Below are 26,244 nucleotides of genomic sequence, written 5' to 3' on the forward strand. Positions count from 1 at the left end.
TGCAATCTCGGGCGATGCGGTCTCGGGCGATCATGCTGCAGGGCACCGGCTCCGATGTCGGCAAGTCGCTGCTGGTGGCCGGGCTGTGCCGGGCGCTGGTGCGGCGCGGGCTGACCGTCCGGCCGTTCAAGCCGCAGAACATGTCCAACAATGCGGCGGTGACGGCCGACGGCGGCGAGATCGGCCGCGCCCAGGCGCTCCAGGCGCGGGCCTGCGGCGTGGCGCCCAGCGTCCACATGAACCCGGTGCTGCTGAAGCCGCAGTCGGACGTCGGCTCCCAGGTGGTGGTGCGCGGCGTGGTGGTCGGCACGGCGCGCGCTGCCGACTATCAGGCGCGCAAGCGCGAGCTGCTGGGCACCGTACTGGACAGTTTCGAGCGGCTGCGGGCCGAGGCCGACATCGTGGTGGTGGAGGGTGCCGGCAGCCCGGCGGAGGTCAATCTGCGGGCCGGCGACATCGCCAACATGGGCTTCGCCACCGCCGCCGACGTGCCGGTCCTGCTGGTGGGCGACATCGACCGCGGCGGCGTGATCGCCAGTCTGGTCGGCACCCACGCACTTCTACCAAAATCTGAACAGGAGCGGATCAAGGGCTTTCTCATCAACAAGTTCCGCGGCGATGTTCGCTTGTTCGATGAGGGGCTGCGGATCATCGAGAGCCATACCGGATGGCGCGGATTCGGCGTGGTGTCCTGGCTGCACGAGGCGGCGACCCTGCCGGCGGAGGATGCGGTGGCGCTGGACCGGCTGCGAAGGGCCGGCGACGGGGCGCTGCGCGTGGCGGTGCCGATGCTGCCGCACATCGCCAACTTCGACGATTTCGATCCGCTGGCGCAGGAGCCGGGTGTCGCGTTGACCATGGTGCGTGCGGGCCAGCCGCTGCCCGGCGATGCCGATCTGGTGATCCTGCCCGGCACCAAGACGACCATTCCCGACCTCGCCTTTCTGCGGGCGCAGGGTTGGGATATCGACCTGCTGGCCCATTGGCGGCGTGGCGGGCGCGTGCTGGGGATCTGCGGCGGATATCAGATGCTGGGCCGGCGCATCGCCGATCCGGACGGCATCGAGGGACCGCCGGGAGAGGCCGCCGGGCTCGGGCTGCTGGATGTCGAGACGGTGCTGAAGGGGCCGAAGGTGCTGGAGGAGGCGCGCGGCACGGAGCGTCGCACCGGCGCTGCGGTGGCGGGGTACGAGATGCATATGGGCCGTACGGAGGGGCCGGACCGGGCGCGGCCGATGCTGGAGCTTGCGGGCGGCGTGACGGACGGCGCGGAGTCGGCGGATGGGCGGGTTGCCGGCTGCTACCTGCACGGGCTGTTCGGCGCGGACGGTTTCCGTGCGGCCTATCTGCGCCGGCTGGGCGGCGACGGGTCGGAACTGGCCTATGGCGTGGCGGTGGAACGGGCGCTGGACGCCGTTGCCGACCGGCTGGAATCGGCGGTCGATGTCGACGGGCTGCTGGCGGTGGCCGAGGGCGCCTAACTTTCCGGCCTTGCGCTTCGGTTGTGAAGACGGGGCGGCGGAACGTCGCCGCCCTCTCTCAACTTAGCGGGCGAGCGGAATATGCTCCCCGGCGCTTCGCGGAAGCACACCGTCCAGACGCGGGTCGCGGACCTCGCGGGCGACATGGCGGGTGGGGACGAAACCCATGCTCTGGTAGAGCGGCAGCGCCTTCGGATGGTCGAAGGTGCAGGTGTTGACGACCAGCTTCGTCGCGCCGCCGTCCCAGGCCTTGCGGATGATGGTGTCGAGCAGCCAGGGACCGAGCTTGTGGCCGATGAAATCGGGGATCAGGCCGAAATAGGAGAGATCGGTCTCCTGCGTCCGCCGGTCCAACTCGCCATAGCCGGCGGGCGTGCCATCGACATACAGCACCCAGACCTCCACCAGCGGATCGTGGATCGAGCGCTCCAACTCCTTGCGCGGCAGGCGGCGGCGTTCGTGCCACAGCCAGGGTTCGCCCACCGTGTCGTACAGGTAGCGGTAGAAGGACCAGGTCGGCGGGTCGGCCCGCACCAGGGAAAGGTTGCCGGCCGGCTGGCGCACGGGCGCATGACCCGGCGGTGCGGTCATCTCCAGATAGGTGACGATCACCGGCAGATGGCCGGGCCGGCTGGCGGCGGGCACGGCGGGGCGGGTCAGGGAGAAGGGTTGGTCAGCCATTTCTGCATCATCGTGACGGGCGATTTGGCATAGCCCAGCCTTTCATAGAAGGCCAGCACCCGTTGGTTGGTCTCACGGACGAGGAGTTGGACCTTGGGCATGCCGGCGGCGGCCAGCCAGCCCTCGGCCTCCGCCACCATGCGGCGGCCGAGCCCCCGTCCCTGCAAGGCCGGATCGACGGCGACATAATAGATCCAGCCGCGATGGCCATCCTGCCCGACCATTGCGGTGGCGACGAGCCGGCCATCCGCGACCGCCGCCAGCACGGTCGAACTGGTCTTGGACAGAGCCAGCGCGAAATCCGCCGCCGGGTCGTTCCACGGCACCACCAGCCCGCAGGCGGTCCACAGCGCCACGACGGCGTCGCGGTCCTCCGCCGTGCAGGGTCGGACGGTGACGGGGCCGGTCACGGTTGCCGCGGCCCGGTTTCGAGCGGCAGATCCTCGCGCAGGCCCCATTCGGCCCAGGAGCCGTCATAGATCGCCACATCCGGCTTGCCGGCGGTGGCGAGGCCGAGTGCGATGACGCAGGCGGTGATGCCGCTGCCGCAGGAGGCGACGACCGGCCGGTCAAGGTCCAGCCCGGCGGCACGCGCCTTCCCGGCGATGACGTCCGGCGGCAGCAGGGTCTTGGACTCGGCGTCGATCAGGTCGGTGTGCGGCAGGTTGAAGCTGCCGGGAATCCGTCCGCTGCGCCGGCCGGGCCACGGCTCCGCGACCGTACCCTCGAAACGCGGCTGGGCGCGGGCATCGGTCACCTGATCGGCGCCGGCGTCGATGTTGGCGAGCACCTGATCGGCGCTGCGGATCAATTCCGGCCGCTTGTGCGCGCTAAAGGCCGCCAGCTGGACCGGGGCGGCCTCGCCCGATTCGGTCGGGCGTCCTTCCGCCAGCCATTTCGGCAGACCGCCGTCCAGCACCGCCACCCGGTCGAAGCCGAACAACCGGAACAGCCACCAGACGCGCGCCGCCGCGGTGGCCATGCCGGCGCTGTCATAGACCACCACCGTGTCGCCGTCGCCGACACCCAGCGCGCCGATCTTCGCGGCGAAGGTCGCCTCGTCGGGGGCCATATGGGGCAGGGGGGCGGTGTCCGGCGCCGCAACCTCGTCGACATCGCACAGCCGGGCACCGGGGATATGGCAGGCGGCGAAGTCCGCCCGGATGTCGCGCTTCAGGGCCGGCATGTGCCAGGACCCGTCGAGAACCTTCAGGCCGGGCCGGCCCAGATTGCGGCCGAGCCAGTCGGTGGAGACGACGGGGCCGGTCAGCGGTTCCACGGTGTTGTCGCTCATTCTGCGCGTCCTCAAATGGAATCTGTCGGGCGGAAGATCGGGGTGATGGGTGCAGAGACTGCGAGTTTCTTGTGGTCATTTTCGGCCGTCATCCCCGCGAAGGCGGGGATCCAGGCAGTTCCGCGTCCGAGCTTCCGCACCGGCTGGATTCCCGCCTTCGCGGGAATGACGGCCGAGGGAAGCTCATGGCGAAATCCGATGCGAACCGGTTCAAGCGCCAAGCGTCCCTCAGCGGACCTCATAAAAATATGCCAACTGTCAGTCCTTCAGCGCGATGACGACGCGCCGGTTCTGCTTGCCCTTGTTTTCGATCTTCGTCACCTCGATTCCGCCGATCTCGCCGGTGCGGGCGACATGGGTGCCGCCGCAGGGCTGCAGATCGACGCCCTCGACATTCAGCAGGCGCACACGGCCGCTGCCGGTCGGCGGCTTCACCGACATGGTTCGGACCAGTTCCGGCTGCGCCGCCATCTCCTCGTCGGAGATCCAGCGGGTGCCGACCGGCGTGTCGGCGGCGATCAGTCTGTTGACCGCCTCGGCGATGGCATCCTTGTCGAGGGATTCGGCGGGGACGTTGAAGTCGAGCCGGCTCTTGTCCGCCCCGATCTGGCCGCCGGTGACGGAGCCCGGCACCACCGCGCACAGCAGGTGGAGGGCGGTGTGCATGCGCATGTGGCGATAGCGGCGGTCCCAGTCGATCTCCGCCTCCACCGCGGTGCCGGGGCCGGGCAGTTCCTGCCCGTCCTCCGGCACATGGATGACGTCGTCGGGGCCGCCGTCGCCCTTCACCGTGTCCTTGATGCGGACTTCGAACCCATCGAAGCGCAGGACCCCGCTGTCACCAGGCTGGCCGCCGCCGGTCGGGTAGAAGACGGTGCGGTCGAGCCGGATGCCACGCTCGTCCACCGCCGTGACGGTGGCGACGCAGTTGCGGGCGTAGGCGTCCTCGCGAAAAAGCGCGTCCATATCCCCCTCGAGAAGAATCAGGCCAGCCAGTCTGGCACCGGAAGATTCTTCTCACGGAGGAAGTCAGGATTGAAGAGCTTCGATTGGTAACGCTGCCCCCCGTCGCACAGGATGGTCACCACCGTGTGGCCGGGGCCGAGGTCGCGCGCCACCCGCATCGCCGCGGCGATGTTGATGCCCGACGAGCCGCCCAGCACCAGACCCTGGGTCTTGATCAGGTCGAAGATGATCGGCAGCGCCTCTTCATCCGGGATCTGCAGGGCATCGTCGATCGGCGCCTGTTCCAGGTTGGCGGTGATGCGGCCCTGGCCGATGCCTTCGGTGATGGAACTGCCTTCCGACTTCAGCTCGCCCTTGGTGTAGTAGCTGAACAGCGCCGCGCCCATCGGGTCCGCAAGCGTGATGCGGATGTTCGGATTCCGCTCCTTCAGGGCCATGGCGATGCCGGCCAGCGTGCCGCCGCTGCCCACCGCGCAGGTGAAGGCGTCGACCTTGCCGCCGGTCTGTTCCCAGATCTCGGGACCGGTGGTGGTGCGGTGGCCTTCGCGATTGGCGGTGTTGTCGAACTGGTTGGCCCAGACGACGCCGTTCGGCTCGGTCTTCGCCAACTCCTCGGCCAGCCGGCCGGAATAGCGGACGTAGTTGTCGGGATTGGAATAGGGGACCGCCGGAACCAGCCGCAGGTCGGCGCCGATCAGGCGCAGCATGTCCTTCTTTTCCTGGCTCTGCGTCTCCGGCATCACGATGACGGTGCGATAGCCGAGCGCATTGCCGACCAGCGCCAGCCCGATGCCGGTGTTGCCGGCCGTCCCCTCGACGATGGTGCCGCCGGGGCGCAGCAGGCCGCGCTTTTCCGCGTCGCGCACGATGGCGAGAGCCGCGCGGTCCTTGACCGATCCGCCGGGGTTCAGGAACTCCGCCTTGCCCAGGATCTCGCAGCCCGTCGCCTTCGATGGCCCTTCCAGGCGAATCAGCGGCGTGTTGCCGATGGCGCCGATAAAGCCGTTGCGGATGTCCAAGACGGGTACTCCCAAGGTCAGGTGTGGATTGCTGACGATACTATCAGGTCGGGGAGCGGCGGTTTCAAGGCGGCGGTGTGAAATGCAGCATTGAACGAGTTACGCATGTGAATTCGGTGATGGCGGGAGGACGTCGATTGCCGACACCCGCCACACTCATCCCCGACCGAGCCAGCGCTTGCGCAAGGTCTCACGGTGGCGGGCGAGCCAGCCGACGGCGATGATGGCGACGGAGTTGCGCAGGCGGTTCTCGTCCATCAGGCGGATCGCCTCGTCGGCCGGAAGGGCGAAAATCCGGATGTCCTCATGCTCCTCCTGCAGGCCGCCGGTGGCGGCGAGGTTGCGGCTGTCGACCCGGCCGCAGAAGACGGTGACGACTTCGGTGAAAGCGCCTGGGCTGACGTAGTAATCGCAGATCTGCTCGATCTCCTGGATGGCGCAGCCCGCCTCCTCCAGCGATTCGCGGCGTGCCACCTCCTCGGGGCTCTCGCCCTCGCCGACCATGCCGGCGACGATCTCGGTCATCCAGGCCGGTCCGCCGGCCGCGGCGGAGCCGACGCGGAACTGCTCGATCATCACGACGGTGTCGAGATCGGGGTCGTACAGCAGCACGGCCACGGCCGCGCCACGGTCGCACACCTCGCGCGGCGGCAGCACGTCGGTCCAGCTTCCGTCGAACTTCTTGTGGCGCAGGCGGTAGACGTCGATGGTGAGGAAGCCCTTGTAGGGTGTCTTCTTGTCGACGATCTCGATGTCGGGATGGTTCATGGTTGGCGCGGTCCCACGGGATGGCTGTTCGCGACAGGGTGCTACGCCGCCGCGCCCACCACAAGCGCCCACACCACAGGCGCCCACACCACAGGCGCCCACACCACAGGCGCAGGTGCGGGTGTCACAGCGTCGGGTTCAGCCGCAGGAAGCGCACGCGGTCGGCTGAGGTCACCGGGACGGGGGTCAGGGTGGCGCCGCGCATCACCTCCAGCGGCACGACGACGCCGGCGGGTCCCAAGTTCCAGAGTTTGCGGTAGAAATCCGCCAATCCGCTGAAGCGCTGGCCGCCGACCCCGACGATCCAGTCGCCCGGACGCAGGCCGGCCGACTCGGCGGGACTGCGCGGCGACACCTTTTCCACCATCAGCCGGCCCAACTCCTCGCGCAGGGTAACGCCCAACCACGGCCGGGCCGGCTCCTGGCGGCGGCCATAGGCGAGCAGGTCGGCGAGGATCGGCTCCAGCGCCGACACCGGGACGAACATGTTGCCGGGCAGGCCGCGGCCCTCCACCGCCTCCATCACCAGAAGCGATCCGATGCCGACCAGCCGGCCCTCGCGGTTGACCAGCGCGGCGCCGTTGAAGGCGCGGATCGGCGGGAAAGTGAACAGCGCCTCGTCCAGCAGATACTCCCAGTAGCCGGCGAACTCGCGCTTGCTGACCAGCTTCACGGCGGTGGCTCCGCGATTGTCGCCGCCGCTGAGCGCCAGCAGCGTGTCGCCTTCCTTGACCGCATCGGCGGTGGCCAGCCGCAGCCAGGGGGCCGTGAACCCCAACTCCGCCCGCAGCAGGCCGAAGCCGCTGACCGGGTCGTAGGCGACCATGCTGGCGGGATAGCTGCGCCCGTCGGCGGCGGTGACCTCTATCTGCGAGGCCTCCATCACCGTATAGCCGATGGTCAGGATCAGGCCGGACCCGTCGATGACCACGCCGCTGCCCTCGCGGTCGGTTCCCAGCGTACGCGCGCTCTGGCTGTCCGGCGGCACCACGGCGCTGATGCCGACGACGGAGCGGACGACGCGATCCGGATCAAGCTGCTCGGGATCCGCGGCCTGCGCCGGGCGGGCGCCGAGCACGCCCAGCTGAATGCCGACAAGGACAAGGATGGCGGCCGCCAACCGCGGCACGACCGGTGCTGAGACGACGCGCATGACACCGCACTCCCGCGCAAGGCAGGGCCAAGGGCACCCCCGCGGTCGCGCGGCCCTGTCCGTCGCGACTCGGGTGACACTGACATGACATTGCGCTCGAGTCGCGGCTCATCAAGCGGCTGCCGGGCGCCGGCCGGGCCTTCGAGGGAGGAAACATACCGCCGCCGGGTGGTGTTGTCCTGTCCGAGACCGGAATTCGGCCCGGACAATGAAAAGGAAAGGTGACAGCATGCCCATCAACAGCGAGCAGGAACTGGAACAGGCCGTCCAGGAATTCCAGCGCCTGACCGATGCTCCGGAGGGCTCGGAGGACGGACGCCGCCGCAGTGTTCTGGACGCGGACATCAAGGCGTATTACGCCAGATGTGCCGACACGATGCGGCCGGGCAAGCCGCCCTCCACCAACTGACGGAGGACGGGCGCGGATCCGGGTGGTCTGGCGGTGGAGGGCGGCCCAGTGGGGGGCGGCATGGCCGGCCGGCAGAATCGGCGATTGTGAGGAGACCGGTCCGCGATGAAGCGACTCGACACCTGTTACACCTGCCGCTTCTGGGAGGGGCAGGGGCTCCGCCAGCGCGGGCCGAAGGGGACCTGCCGGCGCTATCCGCCGGTGGTGACCCCGCGCAGCCCTGAAGGCGACTTCCCCATCACGCTGTCCACCGACTGGTGCGGGGAATGGAAACACGTGGCCGTCGCCGCGGTCGGGGGCGATCCGTCGGAGTCCGGCGATACCATCTATGACGATCTGGTGGAATAGGGCTGCCTCACCGGGGGTGGGGCGGAATCACCAGGACCGGGGTGTTCTCGTAGGCCTGCGGCCGGCTGTCGGTGGCCGGACCGTTCCAATCGGTGCTGAAAGCCAGCAGGGCGACAAGCACGGCCGCCAGGAACAGCAGGACCGCGGTCACGCAATCCACCGTCCGCACCGGATGGTCGTCGGGTTCGGGCGAACCGCGCCCGGTTCCGTCGACCGGTGGAGCGGTGCGAAGACGTTCTGACTGGAATGGCATAAGCACGGCGATCCTCCATGGCTGGAGACGCCCGGTCCAAGACTGGGTCCGGATTGTTATCAAGTCTAACGCCGTGCGGCCGGGGGCGGCATTTCGCTTCCGGCAAATCAGGATCGTCTTTTGGGACTAGTTCTTGTCACATTGGGCGACCGTCGGTCCTAGCCCGACTGCTTTAAACCGAATTCGGTTACTTAAGCGCCACAGTCAAGGCGCAATGACGCGAAAAGAAGAAAAGGCCGGATGCGTGTGGCATCCGGCCTTTTCAATCTGGCTCCCGGTGCTGGACTCGAACCAGCGACAAGCGGATTAACAGTCCGCTGCTCTACCAACTGAGCTAACCGGGATCGGTGACTGGCCTTTCGGCCGCCGCCGTTGTTGGCGTGGCGGGTGTATAGCCGAACCATCCGGCCCTGCCAAGCCAATTCCGACAGGAAAATGAATTTTCTTGCCGCAAGGATCGAAGGGGCGTGCGGGGGCAATCCGTCAACGAAAACAAGGCCCAAACGCAAAAAGCCCCGCCTGGGGCGGGGCTGCGTTCGGACTGGTTGGTCGTCTGCCAAACTGTCGTCAGGTATGGAGGCACGGGCGGGAATCGAACCCACGTACACGGATTTGCAGTCCGCTGCATCACCACTCTGCCACCGCGCCATCCTGACCGGCACCGGCGCGCCGTTTCCGGTGCGCCCTCGGTGTGGAGCGGTGGTATAGCGGCACGGAACGGAGTGGTCAAGGCGAATGGTGACGTTTTTTGAACATGATTGGTCGGGCCGTCCAGGCTGCATCCTGCCGGGAGTTCGGCCGACCGTTTTCCCGGTACACGGCAAAGGCCGGGCGCCCGTCGCTTGTGGCCCCATCGCTCGTGGCCCCATCGCTCGTGGCGTTGTGTTCGCCGAGCCTTTGCGGCTATATACCGCCATGGCAGGAAGCCGTTCGCTGTTCGGCTTGGTGCCGGTGTCGTCACAACACATCAATAAGCGACCGCCATGACCGATTTCGCCGCCGCACGCTATTTCATGGTCGAGGGACAGATCCGCCCCAACAAGGTGACCGATCAACGTCTCGTCGATGTCCTGTCGGAGCTTCCGCGCGAAGCCTTCGTTCCTGAGACGGCGCGCGGCGTCGCTTATGTCGATGACGACCTCCCCATCGGCAAGGGCCGTTTCCTGCTGGAGCCGATGGTCTTCGCCCGCATGCTGCAGGCCGTCGCCGTGCAGGAGACCGACCGGGTGCTCGACGTCGGCGCCGCCGGCGGCTACTCCACCGCGGTGCTGGCCCGCCTCGCCTCGTCGGTGGTCGGCATCGACTGCGACGAAGGGCTGACCGCCGCTGCCACCGCCGCGCTGGCCGGGCAGGGCATCACCAATGCCAAGGCCGTCACCGGCCCGCTGGCGGAGGGGTACGCCCAAAACGCCCCTTACGACGTCATCGTCGTCGAAGGTACCGTGCCGGAGGTGCCGGCGTCGCTGACCGACCAGTTGGCGGAGGGTGGACGCCTCGTCGCCATCGTCCACGGCAAGGGCGCCGTCGGGGAGGTCCGCCTGTTCCAGCGGGCCGCCGGCGTGGTGTCGAGCCGCATCCTGTTCGAGGCCCAGCCGCATGCGCTGCCGGGCTTCGAAAAGAAGGCGTCCTTCGTGTTCTGACCGGATTCGCCGGTTGGACAGGTCTTGAACTGAACCGTGCAGTTTACCTCTGCGCGGTTCTGCGCTACCGTCGCCGTCGCCCTTGCACGAAAGTGAGCACCCATGGCCGCGCCGTTTGAGATCGAGGTGGAAGAACTGGACCGCCGCCGCAAGGCCGGCGACGATCCGGTCGTCCTCGACGTGCGCGAGCCGTGGGAGTTTGCGCTGTGCGCCATCGACGACAGCCTGCACATCCCGATGAACGGGCTTCCCGGCCGGGTGGATGAGCTGCCGAAGGACCGCGACATCGTCGTCGTGTGCCATCACGGTGGCCGCAGCGCGCAGGTCACCATGTGGCTGCGTTCCAGGGGCTTCGACCGCGCCATCAACCTGGATGGCGGTGTCGATGCCTGGGCGCGCCGAATCGACCCGAACATGAAGGTCTACTGAACATGACCGTGCGAAGCCGTTTTGCGCGCCGCTGGCTGCTGGCGACGGCCCTGACCCTGACCGCCACGATGGGCACAGCAGTGACCGGCGGTGGTACGGCCCAGGCGCAGTCCCTGGAACAGGCCCTTGCCCAGGCCTATGCCAACAACCCGACCATCGGCGCCCAGCGCGCCCGTCTGCGCGCCGTCGACGAAGGCGTGCCGCAGGCGCTGTCCGGCTACCGCCCGACGGCCCGCGTGACCGCGGGCATCTCGCGCTCGACGGGCGAGAGCAAGTATGACGGCGGTTCGACGGGGTCCGAGAGCAATCCCAAAAGCGTCGGCATCACCGCCACCCAGCCGATCTACGACGCCACCGTCGCCCCGGCCGTCCGCCGCGCCGAGCGGCTGGTCGAGGCGCAGCGCGCCACCCTGATCGCGTCGGAACAGTCGGTGCTGCTGGCCGCCGCCCAGGCCTATCTGGACATCGTCCAGAACCAGGCCATCCTGCAGCTGCAGATGAACAACGAGCAGGTGCTGCGCCGTCAGCTGGACGCCGCCCGCGACCGCTTCCGCGTCGGCGAATACACCCGCACCGACGTCAGCCAGTCCGAGTCGCGCCTGTCGGCCGCCATCGCTTCCAAGATTTCGGCCGAAGGCACGCTGCGTGCCTCGCGCGCGACCTACGAGCGTCTGGTGGGCTCCGCCCCCGGCGAATTGAAGGCGCCGAAGCCGGCCTTCCGCCTGCCGAAGAACCTGGACGAGCTGGTCGAACTGGCCCGCGCCAACAACCCGAACGTCCTGTCCGCCTCCTATAGCGAAGCGGCGCAGCGCGAGGCGGTGGATCAGCAGTACGGCCGCCTGCTGCCGTCGGTGAACCTGTCGGCGTCCGGCAGCCGCACCTATGATCCCGGCCGCTCCTCCGGCATCGACCTGAACCGCTCCGACAGCGCGCAGATCACCGCCCAGGTGACCATCCCGCTCTATCAGGCCGGCCAGCCCGAAGCCCTGGTCCGCGAGGCCAAGCAGACGGCCAATCAGGCCCGCCTGCAGATCGAGGAGGCCCGCCGTCAGGTGACCGAATCGGCGGTCAGCGCCTGGCAGTCCCTGCAGACCGCGCGCGCCAGCATCGAGTCCTACTCGGCGCAGATCAAGGCGGCGCAGATCGCCTTGGAAGGCGTCCGTCAGGAGGCGCAGGTCGGCTCGCGCACCGTGCTCGACGTGCTGAACCAGGAACAGGAACTGCTGAACGCCCGCGTTTTCCTGGTCCGCGCCCAGCACGACGAAATGGTGGCGGCCTTCAATGTTCTGGCGTCCAGCGGACAGTTGACCGCCGACCGGCTCAACCTGCCGGTCCAGAAATACGACCCGCAATCGAATTACGACAAGACGCGGGGCAAGTGGTTCGGAACTTCGGTGACCGAATGAACGAGACGGCCCGCGAAAGCGGGCCGTTTTTGTATTATGGCTTTTTTGTCAGCACTGCCCTAGGTTTGGGTCAGGTTGACGTCTCGGGTTGCCACGATGAGCGATAAGGGCCAGCAAGAACCTTCGATGGAGGAAATCCTCGCCTCCATCCGGCGGATCATTTCCGAGGACGGCGAGCCTGCCAAATCGGAAACCCAGGCGCCTTCGCCGCCGCCACCGCCGCCACCCCCTCCGCCGCCACCCCCGCCACCCCCGATGGTGGAGGAGGACGACGACGTCCTGGAACTGACCCAGATGGTGGAGGATGAGCCGGACGAGCGGCCCGACTTCGGTCAGCCGGACCCCGACCCGTGGCCGGAGGAACCCGCCTTTCCGGAACCGTCGCCTCCGCCGCCGCCGCCCCGTTGGGACGAGCCGGAGCCCGAGCCGATGCCGCCGCCGCGTCCCGCCGCCCGGCGGCCGGCGCCGGTGTTCGACGATTTCGAGGATGACGAGCCGCCGCCCCCGCCGCGGCCGCGCCGCCGCGTGGTCGATCCGGATGACGGGCTGATCTCCCGCCGGACGGCGGAGGATGCCTCGCACCACCTGACCCATCTGGCGCGCGAACTGGGCGACGACCTGTCCATCGGCCCGATGCCCATCGGCATCCGCACGGTGGAAGAGGTCGTGCGCGAGCTGCTGAAGCCGCTGCTGAAGGAATGGCTGGACGAGAACCTGCCGACGGTGGTCGAGCGGCTCGTGCAGCAGGAAATCGACCGCATGATCCGGCGGTCGCAGAAGTTCTGATCCTGTCTTCCTGAGCCCCGCCTTTTTGAGCCCCGGTTGAGACGTTTCTAGCGAAAGTTCGTGGTGATGTTGGAAAAGACGTACCGGCCCGCCGAGGTCGAGGAGAAGCACTACCGCCTGTGGGAAGAGTCGGGCGCCTTCGCCGCCCAGCCGCAGGGGAATGGCAAGCCCTACACCATCATGATGCCGCCGCCGAACGTAACCGGCAGCCTGCACATGGGCCATGCGCTGACCTTCACCATCCAGGACGTGCTGACCCGCTACAACCGCATGCGCGGCCGTGACGCTCTGTGGCAGCCGGGGACCGACCATGCCGGCATCGCTACCCAGATGGTGGTGGAGCGCAACCTGGCGAAGGACGGCAAGACCCGTCACGATTTCGGCCGCGACGCCTTCATCGACAAGGTGTGGGAATGGAAGGCCGAATCGGGCGGTACCATCACCCGCCAGCTGCGCCGCCTGGGTGCCTCGCCGGATTGGCCGCGCGAGCGTTTCACCATGGACGAAGGGCTGAGCCGCGCCGTCCGCAAGGTGTTCGTCGAACTGCACCGCCAGGGGCTGATCTACAAGGACAAGCGTCTGGTCAACTGGGACCCGAAGCTGCACACCGCGATCTCTGACCTCGAGGTCGAGCAGAAGGAGATCAAGGGCAACCTCTGGCACTTCCGCTACCCGATCGACGGGGAGGAGGGGCGCTTCATCGTGGTCGCCACCACCCGTCCGGAAACCATGCTGGGCGATACCGGCGTCGCGGTGCATCCGGAGGATGAGCGCTACAAGGACCTGATCGGCAAGATGGTCCGCCTGCCGCTGGTCGGCCGCCTGATCCCCATCGTCGGCGACGAATATGCCGATCCGGAGACCGGTTCGGGCGCGGTGAAGATCACGCCGGCCCACGACTTCAACGACTTCGAGGTCGGCAAGCGCTGCGGGCTCGAGCAGATCAACATCATGGACCGCGACGCCCGGCTGAACGACAACGTTCCCGAGGCCTATCGCGGGCTGGACCGCTACGAGGCGCGCAAGAAGGTCGTCGCCGAACTGGAAGCGCTGGAACTTCTGGAGAAGATCGAGCCGCACACCCACATGGTCCCGCATGGCGACCGTTCCGGCGTCGCCATCGAGCCGTGGCTGACCGACCAGTGGTACGTCGACGCCGCGACTCTGGCCAAGCCGGCGATCGAGGCGGTGGAGACCGGCAAGACGGTGTTCGTGCCCAAGCAGTGGGAGAACACCTATTTCGAATGGATGCGCAACATCCAGCCCTGGTGCATCAGCCGCCAGATCTGGTGGGGCCATCAGATTCCGGCCTGGTACGGCCCGGACGGCACCTTCTTCGTCGAGGAGACGGAGGAGGAGGCCCGCGCCGCGGCCAAGACGCATTATGGCCGGGACGTCGAGCTGACGCGTGACGCCGACGTGCTCGACACCTGGTTCTCGTCGGCGCTGTGGCCGTTCTCGACGCTGGGCTGGCCGGACCAGACGCCGGAACTGGACCGCTATTACCCGACCGACGTGCTGGTGACCGGCTTCGACATCATCTTCTTCTGGGTCGCCCGGATGATGATGATGGGCCTGCACTTCATGAAGGATGTGCCCTTCCGCACCGTCTACATCCACGCCCTTGTCCGCGACGAGAAGGGCCAGAAGATGTCGAAGTCGAAGGGCAACGTCATCGATCCGCTGGAGATCATCGACCAGTACGGCACCGACGCGCTGCGCTTCACCCTGTCGGCGATGGCGGCGCAGGGCCGCGACATCAAGCTGGCGGTGAACCGGGTCGAGGGCTACCGCAACTTCGCCACCAAGCTGTGGAACGCCGCCCGCTATTGCCAGATGAACGGCTGCGAGCCGGTCCCCGGCTACAAGCCTGTCGGCCTGACGCAGACGGTCAACCGCTGGATCGTCGGCGCACTCGCCGACGCGGCGAAGAAGGTCGCCGAGTCGATCGACGCCTACAAGTTCAACGAGGCCGCCGGCGCCGCCTACCAGTTCACCTGGGGCACCTTCTGCGACTGGTACATGGAGTTCACCAAGCCGATCCTGGCCGGTACCGACGAGGCGGCGAAGGCCGAGACACGGGCGACCACCGCCTGGGTGCTGGACCAGATTCTCCATATCCTGCACCCGCTGATGCCCTTCATCACCGAAGAACTGTGGGAACAGCTGTCGCCGGCCCGCGCCAACCGCCTGATCTCGGCGGAATGGCCGGAATTCGCTGCCGATGTCATCGATCCGGCGTCCCGCGACGAGATGGATTGGGTGGTGCGGCTGATCTCGTCGGTCCGTTCCATGCGGTCGGAAATGAACGTCCCGCCGGCGGCGCAGATCGAGCTGAAGCTGAAGGATCCGAACGCGGTCAGCCTGAAGCGGCTGGACACCCACCGCGACCTGATCCTGCGCATGGCCCGCCTGTCGAGCGTCGATCCGCTGCAGGGCGACGTGCCGAAGAGCAGCGTCCAGGCGGTGCTGGACGAAACCACGCTGGTTCTGCCGCTGGAAGGCATCGTCGATCTCGACAAGGAGAAGGCGCGCCTGTCCAAGGAGATCGACAAGCTGACCGGCGAGATCAAGAAGATCGACGCCAAGCTGTCGAACGAGCAGTTCGTCGCCAAGGCTCCGGAAGAGGTGATCGAGGAGCAGCGCGACCGCCGCGAGGCTGCCGACCAGGCCCGCGACAAGCTGCAGAAGGCGCTGGAGATGTTGGCGGGGTGAGTTTGTGGGGCAGACATACTTGCCCCCACCCTAACCCTCCCCCGCTCTCAGCGGACCTATGGTCCGCCTGCCGCGTCAGCACAAAGCGGAGCTTTGTGCGAGAGCTGGGCGGGGGAGGGGACTGGCGCTGATACGGGAAAAAGGCGGCAGTTCCTCCCCCGCCCAGCGGGGGAGGTTAGGTGGGGGTCTCACTGCCCCGCTATGCGGCGATCTTCGCCTGCTACAGCGTAAAGATCGCCAGCAGAACCAGCACCGCGATGACTCCGGCGATGCTGAGCTTCATGAACTTGGTAAAGGCGATCCAGTTCGCCTGATGTGCGCGGACGGTCTCTTCACTGACCGGGTTCGGACTGACGGCCGCCATTTCGATCAACCCTCCAACAGTTTCTTTTGCCCGCAATTTTTGACGCGGACGCACGGAAACGCAACAGATTCCGAGCGGAACCGTCAACTATACCGGAAGAGGGATGATCGGAAGGAAGAGTGCGCCTAGAGCGGCGGGTTCACCACGGCCGCAAGGTCCGGAACCGGGCCGTCGATCCGCACCAGATCGCCGTCGACTCGGGCGCGGCCCTCGGCGATCAGACGGACGGCGTGCGGGTAGAGGCGATGTTCCGATTCCAGCACGCGGTCGGCCAGACGGTGGGCATCGTCACCGGGAAGGACCGGAACGGCGGCCTGGGCGATGATCGGGCCTTCGTCCATCTCCGGCCGCACATAGTGCACGGTGCAGCCATGGAAACGAACGCCTGTGTCCAGCGCCCGCTGATGGGTATCCAGCCCCTTGAAGGAGGGCAGCAGCGACGGATGGATGTTGATGAGCGCGTTGTGCCACTGCCCGACGAACCAGGGCGACAGCAGGCGCATGAAACCGGCGAGGCAGACCAGATCGACACCCGACTCGCGCAGGGTGGCGTCCATCGCCGCTTCGAAAGCCGGCTTGTCGCCGGGATAGTCGCGGTGGCTGACCACCGCCGTGGCGATGCCGGCCTTGGCCGCCCGCTCCAGACCGAAGGCATCGGCCTTGTTGGACAGGACCAGCGCGATCTCGGCCGGGAAATCGGGCGCGGCGCAGGCGTCGATCAACGCCTGCAGATTGCTGCCGCGCCCCGATATCAGGACGCCGAGCTTCAACTTGCTCATCTAACGATCCTTGGGACTTTTCCGGGGGGCGTCCCTTACGCGGTCCAGGCCGCGTCCATGCCATTGACGGTCACACGGGCCTCGCCGTCCTTCAGCGCGGTGACGGTGCCGACGGTGTAGACCGTCTCGCCGCCCTCGCGGAGGATGTCGATGGCCTCCTGCGCCTTGTCGGCGGGAACCACGACGACCATGCCGAGGCCGACGTTGAAGGTGCGCGCCATCTCGTACGGGGCGATGCCGCCGGTCTTCATCAGCCAGGAGAAGACGGGGGGCAGGGTCCAGGTCGAGGCGTCGAGAACGACACCCAGCCCATCGGGCAGGACGCGCGGAATGTTCTCGATCAGGCCGCCGCCGGTGATGTGGGCCATGGCACGGACCGTGCCGGCGCGCACCGCCTTCAGCGTGCTCTTCACATAGATGCGGGTCGGCGTCAGCAGCGCCTCGCCCAGCGTCTTCGACTCGTCCCACGGGCAGGCGGAGTCGTAGCCGAGGCCCGACTTCTCGACCAGCTTGCGAACCAGCGAATAGCCGTTGGAGTGCACGCCGGTGGAGGCGAGGCCGAGAACCACGTCACCCGCCTGGACGGCGGAACCGGTCAGGGCATGCTGGCGTTCCACAGCACCGACGGAGAAACCTGCGAGGTCGTAATCGCCTTCGGAATACATGCCCGGCATCTCGGCGGTCTCGCCGCCGACCAGCGCGCAGCCGGCCTGACGGCAGCCTTCGGCGATGCCGGCGACGATGTCGCGGCCGGCGGCCACGTCGAGCTTGCCGGTGGCGTAGTAATCCAGGAACAGCAGCGGCTCGGCGCCCTGCACGACCAGATCGTTGACGCACATGGCGACGAGGTCGATGCCGACCGTGTCATGACGGTTGGCGAGAATCGCCACCTTCAGCTTGGTGCCGACGCCGTCGGTCGTCGCGACCAGAAGCGGATCCTGGTAGCCGGCGGCGCGCAGATCGAACAGCGCGCCGAAACCGCCCAGGCCCGCGTCGGAGCCTGAACGCGCGGTGGAGCGGGCAAGGGGCTTGATCGCTTCGACAAGCGCGTTGCCCGCATCGATGTCCACACCGGCCTGCTTGTAGGCGTCGGACATGTTATAGGACTGGGTGCTGATGGTATCCTCGCTTGGGCTGAGCTATATACCGGGCCTTGGGCTCGGGCCGAACATACTCGAATCGGAAGGCTTTGCAATGCTCCACCGCCGCCGCGCGCCGCTCCTCGCCGGTCTTGCTGCCATGTCCACCGCTCTGGTCCTGACCATGACCGGGCCGGCGGGGGCGCAGACCGGTACCCTGCCGCCGGCCGCCACCTCGTCCGCCGCCGATCCCTTCGCCGTGTCCGGCGTGAATGTCGACATCAGCGGCGGCAATCCGACCACGATCCGCGATCAGGCGATCCGCGAGGCGCAGGCCAAGGCCTGGGCCGAGCTGTACCGGCGCCTCGTTCCCGGCGGAGGCAATCCGCCGCGCCTGTCGGACAACGAGATCGCCAGGATGGTCCAGGGATTCGAGATCGACGAGGAGAAGGTGTCGGGCAGCCGCTATGTCGGCGCCATCACCGTGCGCTTCCGTCCCAACGCGGTGCGCGACGCGCTCGGCCAGAGCGGCGGCGCCGCCCAATATGTCGAGCCGCCGTCGCGCCCCTTCGTCATCCTGCCGGTGACCCAGAGCGACGGCCGCACCATCCTGTGGCAGGACCGCACCCCCTGGCGCGCGGCATGGGAGGCGCGGCAGCCCGCCGCGTCGCTGGTGCCGCTGGTGGTGCCGGACGGCGAGCTGTCCGACGCCCAGGCGATCAGCGGCGAGGACGCGATCGCGGGCAATTCGGAAGCGCTTTCCCGCATCGCCCAGGCCTATAAGGCCGGCGGAGTCGTGGTCGCCCGCACCGACATGCCGGCGAACGGGCCTGACCCGGCGCGCGGCCTGACGGTGGACGTCACCCGCTATGGGCTGGACGGCACCCGCGACAGCCAGACGGTGCAGGTGAAGGGCGGCGGCAGTGCCGACGAGCTGATGAACCGCGCGGTCGCAGCGGTCGGCACCCAGATCGACGACTCGTGGCGGCGCCAGCACACCACCGCCACCGGGCCGGAGCAGAACACCATCGTCAGCGTTCCGCTGACCGCGGTGAATGATTGGGTGGAGACGCGCAAGCGGCTGTCCGCCGTTCCCGCGGTGAGCCGCACCAGCCTGATGTCGATCAGCCGCAACGAGGCGCTCATCACCCTGACCTATCGCGGCGATCCCGAACAGCTGGCCCAGGCGCTCGCCCGCCAGGATCTCGGATTCGGGCGGTCGGCCGCCGCGCCCGCCGGCTCTCCGGGGGCGCCGCTGCCGGTGCAGTCGGCCGATTGGCAGCTGACCCTGCTGCCGCGCGGGTCGGGTGCGGCCTCCGCCGGTGCGGTTCCTTCCGCTGCCTCGCCGATGGCGTCGCCGACGTCGCTGGCGCCATCGGCGCCGATCGATGCCGGCGGCATGGGTGCCGGCGGTCCGGCCACCATGGGCGCACCGCCGCGCAACCTGGGCACGCTGCCGGCCAAGAGCATCCCGTGAGCGTTCCCAACATCATCACGTTCCTGCGCATCGTGGCGGTTCCGGCCGCGATGTACATGATCCTGACCGGCAACATGGAGTGGGCCTTCGCCCTGTTCGTCGCCGCCGGTCTGTCCGATGCGCTGGACGGCGCCATCGCCCGCATGTTCCGCGCGCGTACGGTGCTGGGGGGATATCTCGATCCGCTGGCCGACAAGGCGCTGATCGTCGGGGTGTATGTGGCGCTGGCCTGGGTCGGCGCGATCCCGCTGTGGCTGGCGATGATGGTGGTGTTCCGCGACATCATGATCATCGGCGGCGTCATCCTGCTGTTCACGTTGAAGGAGACGCTGGCGATGCAGCCGCTCTACGTCAGCAAGGTGAACACGGTGGTGCAGATCGCGCTGGCCGCCGCGATTCTGGCGCCGCCGGCGCTGGGGCTGCCGGACATCCGCCTGTACGGCTGGGAACTGGTCGATGTGCTGGTGTACGCCTGTACGGTGACGACGGTGCTGTCGGGTGTGCTGTACGCGCGGCGCGGCGCCCTGCTGTTCAACCGGCTCGGCGGCGTTCCGTGACGGCGGCCAAGCAACTCCGCTTCTGGCTGATCGGGCTGGGGCTGTTCGTCCTGGCACTTTGGCTGCTGTCGGACATGCTGCTGCCCTTCGTGGTCGGGCTGGCCATCGCCTATCTGCTCGACCCGGCGGTCGACCGGCTGGAGGCGGCGAGGCTGCCGCGCTGGGTCGGCACCACGCTGGTGCTGCTGGGATTCGTCCTGGTCATGGTGCTGATGGCCCTGCTCCTGCTGCCGCTGGTGCAGGGGCAGGTCTCCCATCTGCTGGAAGTGCTGCCGACCTACGCCACGCTGGTGAAGGAGCGGCTGATCCCGGCGCTCGACCGCTTCATCCACCGCCTGCCGGCCGACGATGTCGAGCGGCTGCGCGCCGCCGCCGGCACCTATGCCGGCGAGGTGGCCGGGCTGGTCGGCCGAGTCGTCACCCGCATCCTGTCGGGCGGGCTGGCGCTGTTCGACATCGTGACCCTGATGTTCATCACGCCCATCGTCGCCTTCTACATGATGCGCGACTGGGACCTGATGGTGGGGAAGGTCGATTCGTGGCTGCCGCGCCAGCATGCCGAGACGGTGCGCGAGCAAGCGCGCGAGGTGAACGTCACCCTGTCCGGATTCGTGCGCGGGCAGGCGACGGTCTGCGTCGTGCTGGGCGTCTTCTACGCGCTGGCGCTGTCGGCGGCCGGGCTGGACTTCGGTCTGGTGATCGGTCTCGTCGCCGGGTTGTTGTCCTTCATCCCCTATGTCGGCAGCCTGTTCGGCTTCGTTGCCAGCACCGGCCTCGCCCTGCTGCAGTTCGACGAGTTCTGGCGCGTCGCCATCGTGGTCGGCATCTTTCTGTTCGGCCAGACGGTGGAAGGAAATGTGCTGACCCCGAAGCTGGTCGGCGACAAGGTCGGACTGCATGCGGTCTGGGTGATGTTCGCGCTGCTGGCCGGCGGCAGCCTGTTCGGCTTCGTCGGCGTGCTGCTGGCGGTGCCGGTGGCCGCGGTGATCGGCGTGTTGACCCGCTTCGCGTTGCGACAGTATCTCTCGAGCCCGTACTACCGCGGCACCGACGCGGAACGCTGATGGGTGTGTCCGCATGAGCTTGCCGGCGCAGATACCGCTCGACCTCGGGCACCGGACGGCGATGGGCTGCGAGGATTTCCTCGTGGCGCCCAGCAACGCCGACGCCGTGGCGTGGCTGGACCGCTGGCCGTCCTGGCCGGCCCCGGCGCTGACCCTGTTCGGCCCCGCCGGCTGCGGCAAGACCCATCTTTCCCAGGTCTGGCGCGCCCGCAGCCATGCGGTGGTGACCCGTGGCGATGCCCTCGATTCGGGCGGAGTGCCGTCCCTGCTGGCCCCCGCCAACGCCGTGGTCGTCGAGGATGCCGAAATGGTTGCCGGCAAGCCCGAGCGGGAAGAAGCGCTGTTCCACCTCTATAACCTCGCCCGTGAACAGCAGGGTCATCTGCTTCTGCTGTCGCGCAAGGCGCCGTCGCGCTGGCGCACCCGGCTGCCCGACCTGCGCTCGCGCATCAAGGGCGCACCGGCGGTGGAGGTCCGGCCGCCCGACGATGCGCTGCTGGCCGCGGTGCTGGTGAAGCTGTTCGCAGACCGCCAGCTGCGGCCGGGGATGGAGGTCATCACCTATCTGCTGGCGCGGATGGAACGGTCGCTGGATTTCGCCCGCCGTCTGGTGGCGGCGCTGGACCATGCATCGCTGGCTGCCCATCGTGGCGTGACCGTGCCGCTGGCGCGCGAAGTCCTTTCGGATCTGCAACGGACGGAACCGCAACGATCCGGTTCCAAAACGACCCTCTGATGCCAATAGGCCATCAGATTCAGTAAGGGAAGAGACGACCATGGATTTGGGTATCGCCGGCCGCCGTGCCATCGTCTGCGCCGCCAGCAAGGGGCTGGGCCGCGCCTGCGCCTTCGCGCTGGCCCGCGAGGGCGTTCACGTCACCCTGACCGCCCGCAATGCGGAAGCCCTGGAGGCGACCGCCGAGGAGATCCGCAAGGCCACCGGCGTCACCGTCACCACCGCCCCCGGAGACATCGCGACGGAGGAGGGGCGGGGCGCGGCACTGGTCGCCTGCCCGGAACCCGACATCCTTGTCAACAATGCCGGCGGTCCGCCGCCGGGCGATTTCCACGATTGGGACCGCGACGACTGGATTCGCGCGCTGGACGCCAACATGCTGGCGCCGATCTTCCTGATCAAGGCGACGGTGGACGGCATGATGTCCCGCCGCTTCGGCCGGATCGTCAACATCACCTCCGCCGCGGTGAAGGCGCCGATCCCGATTCTCGGTCTGTCGAACGGCGCGCGCACCGGCCTGACCGGCTTCGTCGCCGGCCTGTCGCGGCAGACGGTGAAGCACAACGTCACGATCAACAACCTGCTGCCCGGTCCCTTCGAGACCGACCGTCTGCGCAAGACGATGGAAGGCGGAGCCAAGGCCGCCGGCCGCAGCATTGACGAAGAGATGGATCTGCGCCGCAAGACGAACCCGTCCGGCCGATTCGGCGATCCGGAGGAATTCGGGGCCGCCTGTGCCTTTCTCTGTGCCGCCCAGTCCGGATTCATGACCGGGCAGAACATCCTTCTGGATGGCGGAGCCTTTCCCGGCACCATGTAATCTGCCGATTATTGCAGGCGGCGGGGGCAGAACACCCCCGCGTCTCAAGTTTGTCCCTCCAATTCGCTACAAAATCCGCCCATCGTCACAGGCCATTAAGAAACGGCGACGGGAAGGGGTGTCGAGGCACCCTTTCCCCGGTCCGCCGGTCGGCAGGCACGGGACAGTGCTGCGCCAACCGGATAACGGCGTTTGCAAAGCATTGGGGCTTTTGCAAGCCACTGGCACAGGAATGATGAGCATGCAGCAGAGTGTGGCGGCCCCCGCGGTCTACACCGACCTTGGCCGCGTCATGGAAAGCATCACCCGGCGCTTCCTGGACGTGCTTCGGATGGAACTGGCCCGTATCGGCGTGACCGACCTCAGCCCGACGCAGGCGCTGATGCTGCTGCACATCGGAACCGAGGAGCTTTCGGTCCGCGACCTGCTGGAGCGCGGCTATTACCTCGGCTCCAACGCCTCCTACAATCTGAAGCATCTGGTGGAGGCTGGCTATGTCGACCGCAGCCCGTCCCAGCGCGACCGCCGGGCCGCCCGGCTCAGGCTGTCCGACCAGGGGCTGGCGACCTGCGAGGCGCTGAAGAAGCTGGAAGCGATGCGTGCAGACAGTCTTTTGCGCACCGACAGCGACGGTGCCGATTTCGAAACCACCTATCGTACGCTGCGCCGGCTGGAACGCGCCTGGACCGACCTGATCCGCTACGACGACGCCGATCCCGCCTGATACTCCTCGCTTTCGACACGTAACTTTCTGACCGCCTGTCCGTTCGATCTGTGTCCGGAATGGAACACCTGAGTCCATAGCAGGAACATAGACGGAACTGAGCGGTTGCCGTTCCGCGTCCGTTCTGGTAGCTCTATCGGAACAAGACGCGAACAATGGAGGGTGGCATGTCGGTTCTGGCTTTCCTGCGTGAGTGCGTGACTCTCGCCCTGTTCCTGGCGGTGCTCTATGGCTGGGCCACGGTCGGACCGATCCTGATCGGTTGAGGATGGTCTAAGCGCCCAATATGCGGTCCACGGCAGGGTGGGGCGGCGCAACCCTTCGGAAGAGATCTCCGGACGGAGGATGCCGCGTCGGTATTATATCCGAAATCCCAGGCCACCCCGGCCGGCACAACGCTTACATCGGGAACACGCGGAACCGTCCCTGGCCCACCAGAGAAGCCGAAAGGGGGCCGGTTCCGCGAACGCCGACAACGCGTGGGGATTGGGACGGATGCGGAATTTCTTTCGAAAGCGTCGATCGGCCGCCATGGCGGACGAGCGACTGCCGGCTGCCGGCGCTGCCGGCCTGGGTAGTCCCGGCATCACGGGCGGGGGTCTCGGGTCCGGCCCGCTGACCGGAGGACCCGGCATGACCGCCGGGAGCATGAACGGACCGGGAGCCGGCGGATTTTCCAACGCGCCGGGAATTGCCCGGCCCGGCGGGCTCCATCTGCGTCCGGTCGACGGCAATGCGGGTGGAAACCCGGTCGGTGGGCCTGTCGGTGGACGGGCGGGGTTCGAGGCGATGCGAGGCCCCGCCGCCCCGCGTCTGCCCGACGTCATCGACAACGAGGCCACCGGCGACCGCCGCGGCTACATGTTCCCGCAGCCCGGCGGCCGTGATGCCGACGGCGAGCACGACCTGCCGCGCTTCACCATGTCGGTCAATGGCGGCTACCGCGGCGGCTTCGGGGCCAATGGCGGCGCCAACGCGCCGGCGATGCTGAAGGGCCTGACGCCGGAGCTGAACGGCCTTCTGCGCGAAGCCTTCACCCCGACCCGGCCGAAGCAGCAGCTGAACGGCCTGTTCATCGGCCGCAACGACACCCTGCGCCGCATCATCTCGGCCATCGAGGAAGAGCGGGCGCACGTCATCCTCTATGGCGACCGTGGCCGCGGAAAGACCTCCGTCGCCAACGCGATCGAGAAGATCGCCGGACAGGCGGGCTATCTGTCGCTGAAGCTGACCTGCAGCGGCGAGCTGAGCTTCGAGGACATCTTCCGGCACTTCCTGAAGAAGATCCCCTCGACCTATTACCGCTCGGCACTCGACAACCCGTTCGCGGCGCGGCGCAACTTCGCCAGCTTCAACGAGCTGCTGCCGGAGGGCGCCTTCAGCGTCACCGAACTGAACGAGGTGCTGTCGGGCATCCACGCCACCCATGTGCTGCTGATCCTCGACGAATATGACCGCGTTACCGACGAGGATTTCCGCAACAAGCTGGCGGAGCTGTTCAAGAACCTGACCGACAGTTCGATCCCCGTCACGCTGCTGGTGGTCGGCGTCGCCGAGAATCTCGACCAGCTGCTGGGCAAGCATCCGTCGATCCAGCGCTCCCTGGTGCCGGTGCATCTGCCTCTGATGACCGATCAGGAGATCGGCCGCCTGATCCAGGCGGGGGCGCAGAATGCCGGAATCGAGTTCGCCGCCGACGTGGTGCGGCGGATCGCCGAATTCGTGCGCGGCCTGCCGTACTATGCGCAGCTGCTGGGCCTGCATGCGGCGCGCAGCGCCGTCAGCCGCGGCAGCAAGCTGGTGGAGCGGCCGGATCTCGGCTATGCAGTCGCCCGCTGCCTGCAGGAGGCCGAACGCGGCATCGTCGAAAGCTATGCCCGCGCGCTGGCCGCCGACCGCCGGGCCGAGTTGGAGGATGCGCTGCTGGCTGCGGCGCTGTGCCCGGCCGACGCCTATGGCGTGTTCGATCCCAACGATCTGGCGGGCGACAGCGGCGAGTTGCCGAGCGCCGCGACGCTCGACCTGCTGAAGCGCCTGACGCGGGAAGACCATGGCGGCATCCTGGCCCCGGTGGTGGAGCCGGGACTGGAGCGCTACCGCTTCCGCAACCAGATGATGCGCCAATATGTCCTGATGCGTCAGGCCAGCGAGCGCGGCCAGATCTGATCCATCCCCGATCAGGCCGTCCTTCGGCCCTTCCCCGGTGACGGGGAAGGGCCACTCTTTGGTGGAGGCCGAACGGTCGAGTCGTGGGCGGCGTTACAGGTACGCCGCACGCCGCTGTCCGCTGGCCTTCTGCCACGCCCACTCGACGACGACGCTCAGCAGCCGCTCCAGCGATGGCTTCACCTCCGCCGCCAGATCGGGACGGAATTGATAGGGCGCATCCTCGTCCATGTAAGTGGACTGGGTCAGTTCCAACTGGATGGCGTGGATGTTCTCTTCCGGCTGGCCGTAGCTGCGGATGATGAAGCCGCCGCGCAGGCGGCCGTTCAGCGCGGCCGAGTAGCGTTCCGACGCCGAAAGCACGTTCATCAGCCGGACGACCAGCGGCTGGGCGGTGCTGCTGCCGTCGCCGGTGCCCAGGTTGAAGTCGGGCAGGGTGCCGTCGAAAAAGCGCGGAACCCGGCTGCGTACCGAATGGGCATCGAACAGGACGGCGACGCCGTATCGGTCGCGGAGCGCACGCAGCTCGCTGCGCAGCTGCTCGTGGTAGGGGCGCCAGTAGGCGCCGACCCGCCGGTCGATCTCCGCCCGGTCGGGTTCCCGCCCCGGCTGATAGATCGGCTGATGGTCGAAGGTGGTCAGCGGGCAGATTTCGGTCGGGTCGAGGCCCGGCTGCGCCATCGCACCGTCGGGGTCGCGGTTCAGGTCCACCACGTAACGCGAACACAGCGCCGTCAGAAAACCGATTCCGAGCGCGGGGGCGAAGTGGTACAACCGGTCCAGGTGGCGGTCGACGTCGGGCTGGGCCAGCCCTTCCGGCGTCATCGTGGCTGCGATGTCCGGCGGAATCATCGTCCCGACATGCGGAATGCTGAGCAGGACCGGGGTTTCGCCCGGCTGGAAGCGAAAGGTTTCCATGGCTCGTCTCGTCATCGGAACGGCTTGCGCGGGACTGTGTGCAGTGCGGCACGGCCAGTGCTGGGACTATGGAGTGCGGTGCCGCACCCCGTCAAACAGATTGCGTTTTTTTGAATGCGCCGGGATAGCGCGCCGCGAGAAACCTGTGCTAACGCGCCTGTATTCCGCGAGCGTTCCGGAGAATTGCCGGTTGACCGCGGGCCGCGCTTGCC

27 protein-coding genes and 2 tRNA genes are annotated in these 26,244 nt (G+C 67.7%); 15 read left to right on the forward strand and 14 right to left on the reverse strand.

From position 1 onward, the window contains the following. Positions 1-14: 14 nt before the first annotated feature. Complete coding sequence (locus FZ029_RS16360; protein ID WP_149270138.1) at positions 15-1,481, forward strand: cobyric acid synthase; 1,467 nt, start codon at positions 15-17, stop codon at positions 1,479-1,481. A gap of 63 nt (positions 1,482-1,544) precedes the next feature. On the opposite strand, the gene FZ029_RS16365 is transcribed toward FZ029_RS16360, so the two are convergent. The 7 genes from FZ029_RS16365 to FZ029_RS16395 all read right to left on the reverse strand — a co-directional run bounded on the left by FZ029_RS16365 (position 1,545) and on the right by FZ029_RS16395 (position 7,362). Continuing rightward, positions 1,545-2,162: a GNAT family N-acetyltransferase gene (locus FZ029_RS16365; protein WP_149270140.1), complete on the reverse strand. Its 618-nt coding sequence runs from the start codon at positions 2,160-2,162 to the stop codon at positions 1,545-1,547. Then, positions 2,138-2,572, reverse strand: a complete 435-nt coding sequence (locus FZ029_RS16370) for a GNAT family acetyltransferase (protein WP_149270142.1) — start codon at positions 2,570-2,572, stop codon at positions 2,138-2,140. The genes FZ029_RS16365 and FZ029_RS16370 overlap by 25 nt, the downstream gene beginning before the upstream one ends. After that, complete coding sequence (locus tag FZ029_RS16375; RefSeq protein ID WP_149270144.1) at positions 2,569-3,456, reverse strand: rhodanese-like domain-containing protein; 888 nt, start codon at positions 3,454-3,456, stop codon at positions 2,569-2,571. The genes FZ029_RS16370 and FZ029_RS16375 overlap by 4 nt, the downstream gene beginning before the upstream one ends. 258 nt (positions 3,457-3,714) lie before the next feature. Then, positions 3,715-4,422, reverse strand: a complete 708-nt coding sequence (locus tag FZ029_RS16380) for an alanyl-tRNA editing protein (RefSeq protein WP_149270147.1) — start codon at positions 4,420-4,422, stop codon at positions 3,715-3,717. Positions 4,423-4,439: 17 nt separating this feature from the next. After that, a complete protein-coding gene (locus FZ029_RS16385) occupies positions 4,440-5,441 on the reverse strand; it encodes a cysteine synthase A (RefSeq protein ID WP_109151359.1) in 1,002 nt (333 codons plus the stop codon). Between the two features lie 156 nt (positions 5,442-5,597). Continuing rightward, positions 5,598-6,209 carry an NUDIX domain-containing protein gene (locus tag FZ029_RS16390; RefSeq protein ID WP_149270149.1) on the reverse strand — a complete coding sequence of 204 codons (612 nt, stop codon included), beginning with the start codon at positions 6,207-6,209 and terminating at the stop codon, positions 5,598-5,600. A gap of 124 nt (positions 6,210-6,333) precedes the next feature. Continuing rightward, positions 6,334-7,362 (reverse strand): S1C family serine protease, encoded by a 1,029-nt coding sequence (locus FZ029_RS16395; RefSeq protein WP_149270151.1) that lies wholly within the window; start codon positions 7,360-7,362, stop codon positions 6,334-6,336. Positions 7,363-7,591: 229 nt separating this feature from the next. Between FZ029_RS16395 and FZ029_RS16400 the strand changes: the two genes are divergently transcribed. Together FZ029_RS16400 and FZ029_RS16405 are read left to right on the forward strand one after the other, a co-directional pair. Further along, positions 7,592-7,771 carry a hypothetical protein gene (locus tag FZ029_RS16400; RefSeq protein WP_149197115.1) on the forward strand — a complete coding sequence of 60 codons (180 nt, stop codon included), beginning with the start codon at positions 7,592-7,594 and terminating at the stop codon, positions 7,769-7,771. Positions 7,772-7,876: 105 nt separating this feature from the next. Next, a complete protein-coding gene (locus FZ029_RS16405) occupies positions 7,877-8,119 on the forward strand; it encodes a hypothetical protein (RefSeq protein ID WP_149270153.1) in 243 nt (80 codons plus the stop codon). Between the two features lie 7 nt (positions 8,120-8,126). Here FZ029_RS16405 and FZ029_RS16410 read toward each other — a convergent pair whose 3' ends face one another. The 3 genes from FZ029_RS16410 to FZ029_RS16420 form a co-directional block, all read right to left on the reverse strand. Next, positions 8,127-8,372 (reverse strand): hypothetical protein, encoded by a 246-nt coding sequence (locus tag FZ029_RS16410; RefSeq protein WP_246457462.1) that lies wholly within the window; start codon positions 8,370-8,372, stop codon positions 8,127-8,129. A 268-nt stretch (positions 8,373-8,640) separates the two neighbouring features. After that, positions 8,641-8,716, reverse strand: a tRNA-Asn gene (locus FZ029_RS16415). A gap of 230 nt (positions 8,717-8,946) precedes the next feature. Continuing rightward, positions 8,947-9,020, reverse strand: a tRNA-Cys gene (locus tag FZ029_RS16420). 335 nt (positions 9,021-9,355) lie between these two features. Between FZ029_RS16420 and FZ029_RS16425 the strand changes: the two genes are divergently transcribed. From FZ029_RS16425 to FZ029_RS16445, 5 genes are all read left to right on the forward strand, one after another. After that, positions 9,356-10,012 carry a protein-L-isoaspartate O-methyltransferase gene (locus FZ029_RS16425; protein WP_149197113.1) on the forward strand — a complete coding sequence of 219 codons (657 nt, stop codon included), beginning with the start codon at positions 9,356-9,358 and terminating at the stop codon, positions 10,010-10,012. A 102-nt stretch (positions 10,013-10,114) separates the two neighbouring features. Beyond that, positions 10,115-10,441 carry a rhodanese-like domain-containing protein gene (locus FZ029_RS16430; RefSeq protein ID WP_085089264.1) on the forward strand — a complete coding sequence of 109 codons (327 nt, stop codon included), beginning with the start codon at positions 10,115-10,117 and terminating at the stop codon, positions 10,439-10,441. A gap of 2 nt (positions 10,442-10,443) precedes the next feature. Further along, on the forward strand, positions 10,444-11,847 hold the full coding sequence (locus FZ029_RS16435) for a TolC family outer membrane protein (RefSeq protein WP_149197112.1): 1,404 nt from the start codon (positions 10,444-10,446) through the stop codon (positions 11,845-11,847). A 96-nt stretch (positions 11,848-11,943) separates the two neighbouring features. Beyond that, positions 11,944-12,633: a DUF2497 domain-containing protein gene (locus FZ029_RS16440; protein WP_149270155.1), complete on the forward strand. Its 690-nt coding sequence runs from the start codon at positions 11,944-11,946 to the stop codon at positions 12,631-12,633. Positions 12,634-12,699: 66 nt separating this feature from the next. After that, complete coding sequence (locus FZ029_RS16445; protein ID WP_188051957.1) at positions 12,700-15,348, forward strand: valine--tRNA ligase; 2,649 nt, start codon at positions 12,700-12,702, stop codon at positions 15,346-15,348. 220 nt (positions 15,349-15,568) lie between these two features. Here FZ029_RS16445 and FZ029_RS33030 read toward each other — a convergent pair whose 3' ends face one another. The 3 genes from FZ029_RS33030 to purM form a co-directional block, all read right to left on the reverse strand. After that, a complete protein-coding gene (locus tag FZ029_RS33030) occupies positions 15,569-15,712 on the reverse strand; it encodes a hypothetical protein (protein WP_158282093.1) in 144 nt (47 codons plus the stop codon). Between the two features lie 125 nt (positions 15,713-15,837). Beyond that, positions 15,838-16,491 carry a phosphoribosylglycinamide formyltransferase gene (purN, locus tag FZ029_RS16450; RefSeq protein WP_149270159.1) on the reverse strand — a complete coding sequence of 218 codons (654 nt, stop codon included), beginning with the start codon at positions 16,489-16,491 and terminating at the stop codon, positions 15,838-15,840. Between the two features lie 35 nt (positions 16,492-16,526). After that, entirely contained in the window at positions 16,527-17,588 is a 1,062-nt protein-coding gene (purM, locus tag FZ029_RS16455; protein ID WP_149270161.1) for a phosphoribosylformylglycinamidine cyclo-ligase, read from the reverse strand. A 97-nt stretch (positions 17,589-17,685) separates the two neighbouring features. On the opposite strand from purM, the gene FZ029_RS16460 reads away from it, so the two are divergent. The 7 genes from FZ029_RS16460 (at position 17,686) to FZ029_RS16490 (ending at position 25,114) form a co-directional block, all read left to right on the forward strand. Beyond that, positions 17,686-19,047 (forward strand): DUF2066 domain-containing protein, encoded by a 1,362-nt coding sequence (locus FZ029_RS16460; protein WP_149270163.1) that lies wholly within the window; start codon positions 17,686-17,688, stop codon positions 19,045-19,047. Further along, complete coding sequence (locus tag FZ029_RS16465; RefSeq protein WP_149197106.1) at positions 19,044-19,604, forward strand: CDP-alcohol phosphatidyltransferase family protein; 561 nt, start codon at positions 19,044-19,046, stop codon at positions 19,602-19,604. The genes FZ029_RS16460 and FZ029_RS16465 overlap by 4 nt, the downstream gene beginning before the upstream one ends. Next, positions 19,601-20,668, forward strand: a complete 1,068-nt coding sequence (locus FZ029_RS16470; RefSeq protein ID WP_149270165.1) for an AI-2E family transporter — start codon at positions 19,601-19,603, stop codon at positions 20,666-20,668. The genes FZ029_RS16465 and FZ029_RS16470 overlap by 4 nt, the downstream gene beginning before the upstream one ends. Positions 20,669-20,681: 13 nt before the next feature. Continuing rightward, positions 20,682-21,404, forward strand: coding sequence for a DnaA/Hda family protein (locus FZ029_RS16475; RefSeq protein ID WP_149270167.1), 723 nt, complete (start codon positions 20,682-20,684; stop codon positions 21,402-21,404). A gap of 40 nt (positions 21,405-21,444) precedes the next feature. Then, positions 21,445-22,224 carry an SDR family oxidoreductase gene (locus FZ029_RS16480; protein ID WP_149270169.1) on the forward strand — a complete coding sequence of 260 codons (780 nt, stop codon included), beginning with the start codon at positions 21,445-21,447 and terminating at the stop codon, positions 22,222-22,224. Positions 22,225-22,465: 241 nt separating this feature from the next. Next, on the forward strand, positions 22,466-22,948 hold the full coding sequence (locus FZ029_RS16485; protein WP_246457460.1) for a MarR family transcriptional regulator: 483 nt from the start codon (positions 22,466-22,468) through the stop codon (positions 22,946-22,948). Positions 22,949-23,581: 633 nt separating this feature from the next. After that, on the forward strand, positions 23,582-25,114 hold the full coding sequence (locus tag FZ029_RS16490; protein WP_246457457.1) for an ATP-binding protein: 1,533 nt from the start codon (positions 23,582-23,584) through the stop codon (positions 25,112-25,114). A 93-nt stretch (positions 25,115-25,207) separates the two neighbouring features. Here FZ029_RS16490 and hutG read toward each other — a convergent pair whose 3' ends face one another. Next, positions 25,208-26,032 (reverse strand): N-formylglutamate deformylase, encoded by an 825-nt coding sequence (hutG, locus tag FZ029_RS16495; protein WP_149270171.1) that lies wholly within the window; start codon positions 26,030-26,032, stop codon positions 25,208-25,210. Between the last annotated feature and the right edge of the window lie 212 nt (positions 26,033-26,244).

Source organism: Azospirillum sp. Sh1 (genome assembly GCF_008365135.1).
Lineage (GTDB): Bacteria > Pseudomonadota > Alphaproteobacteria > Azospirillales > Azospirillaceae > Azospirillum > Azospirillum oryzae.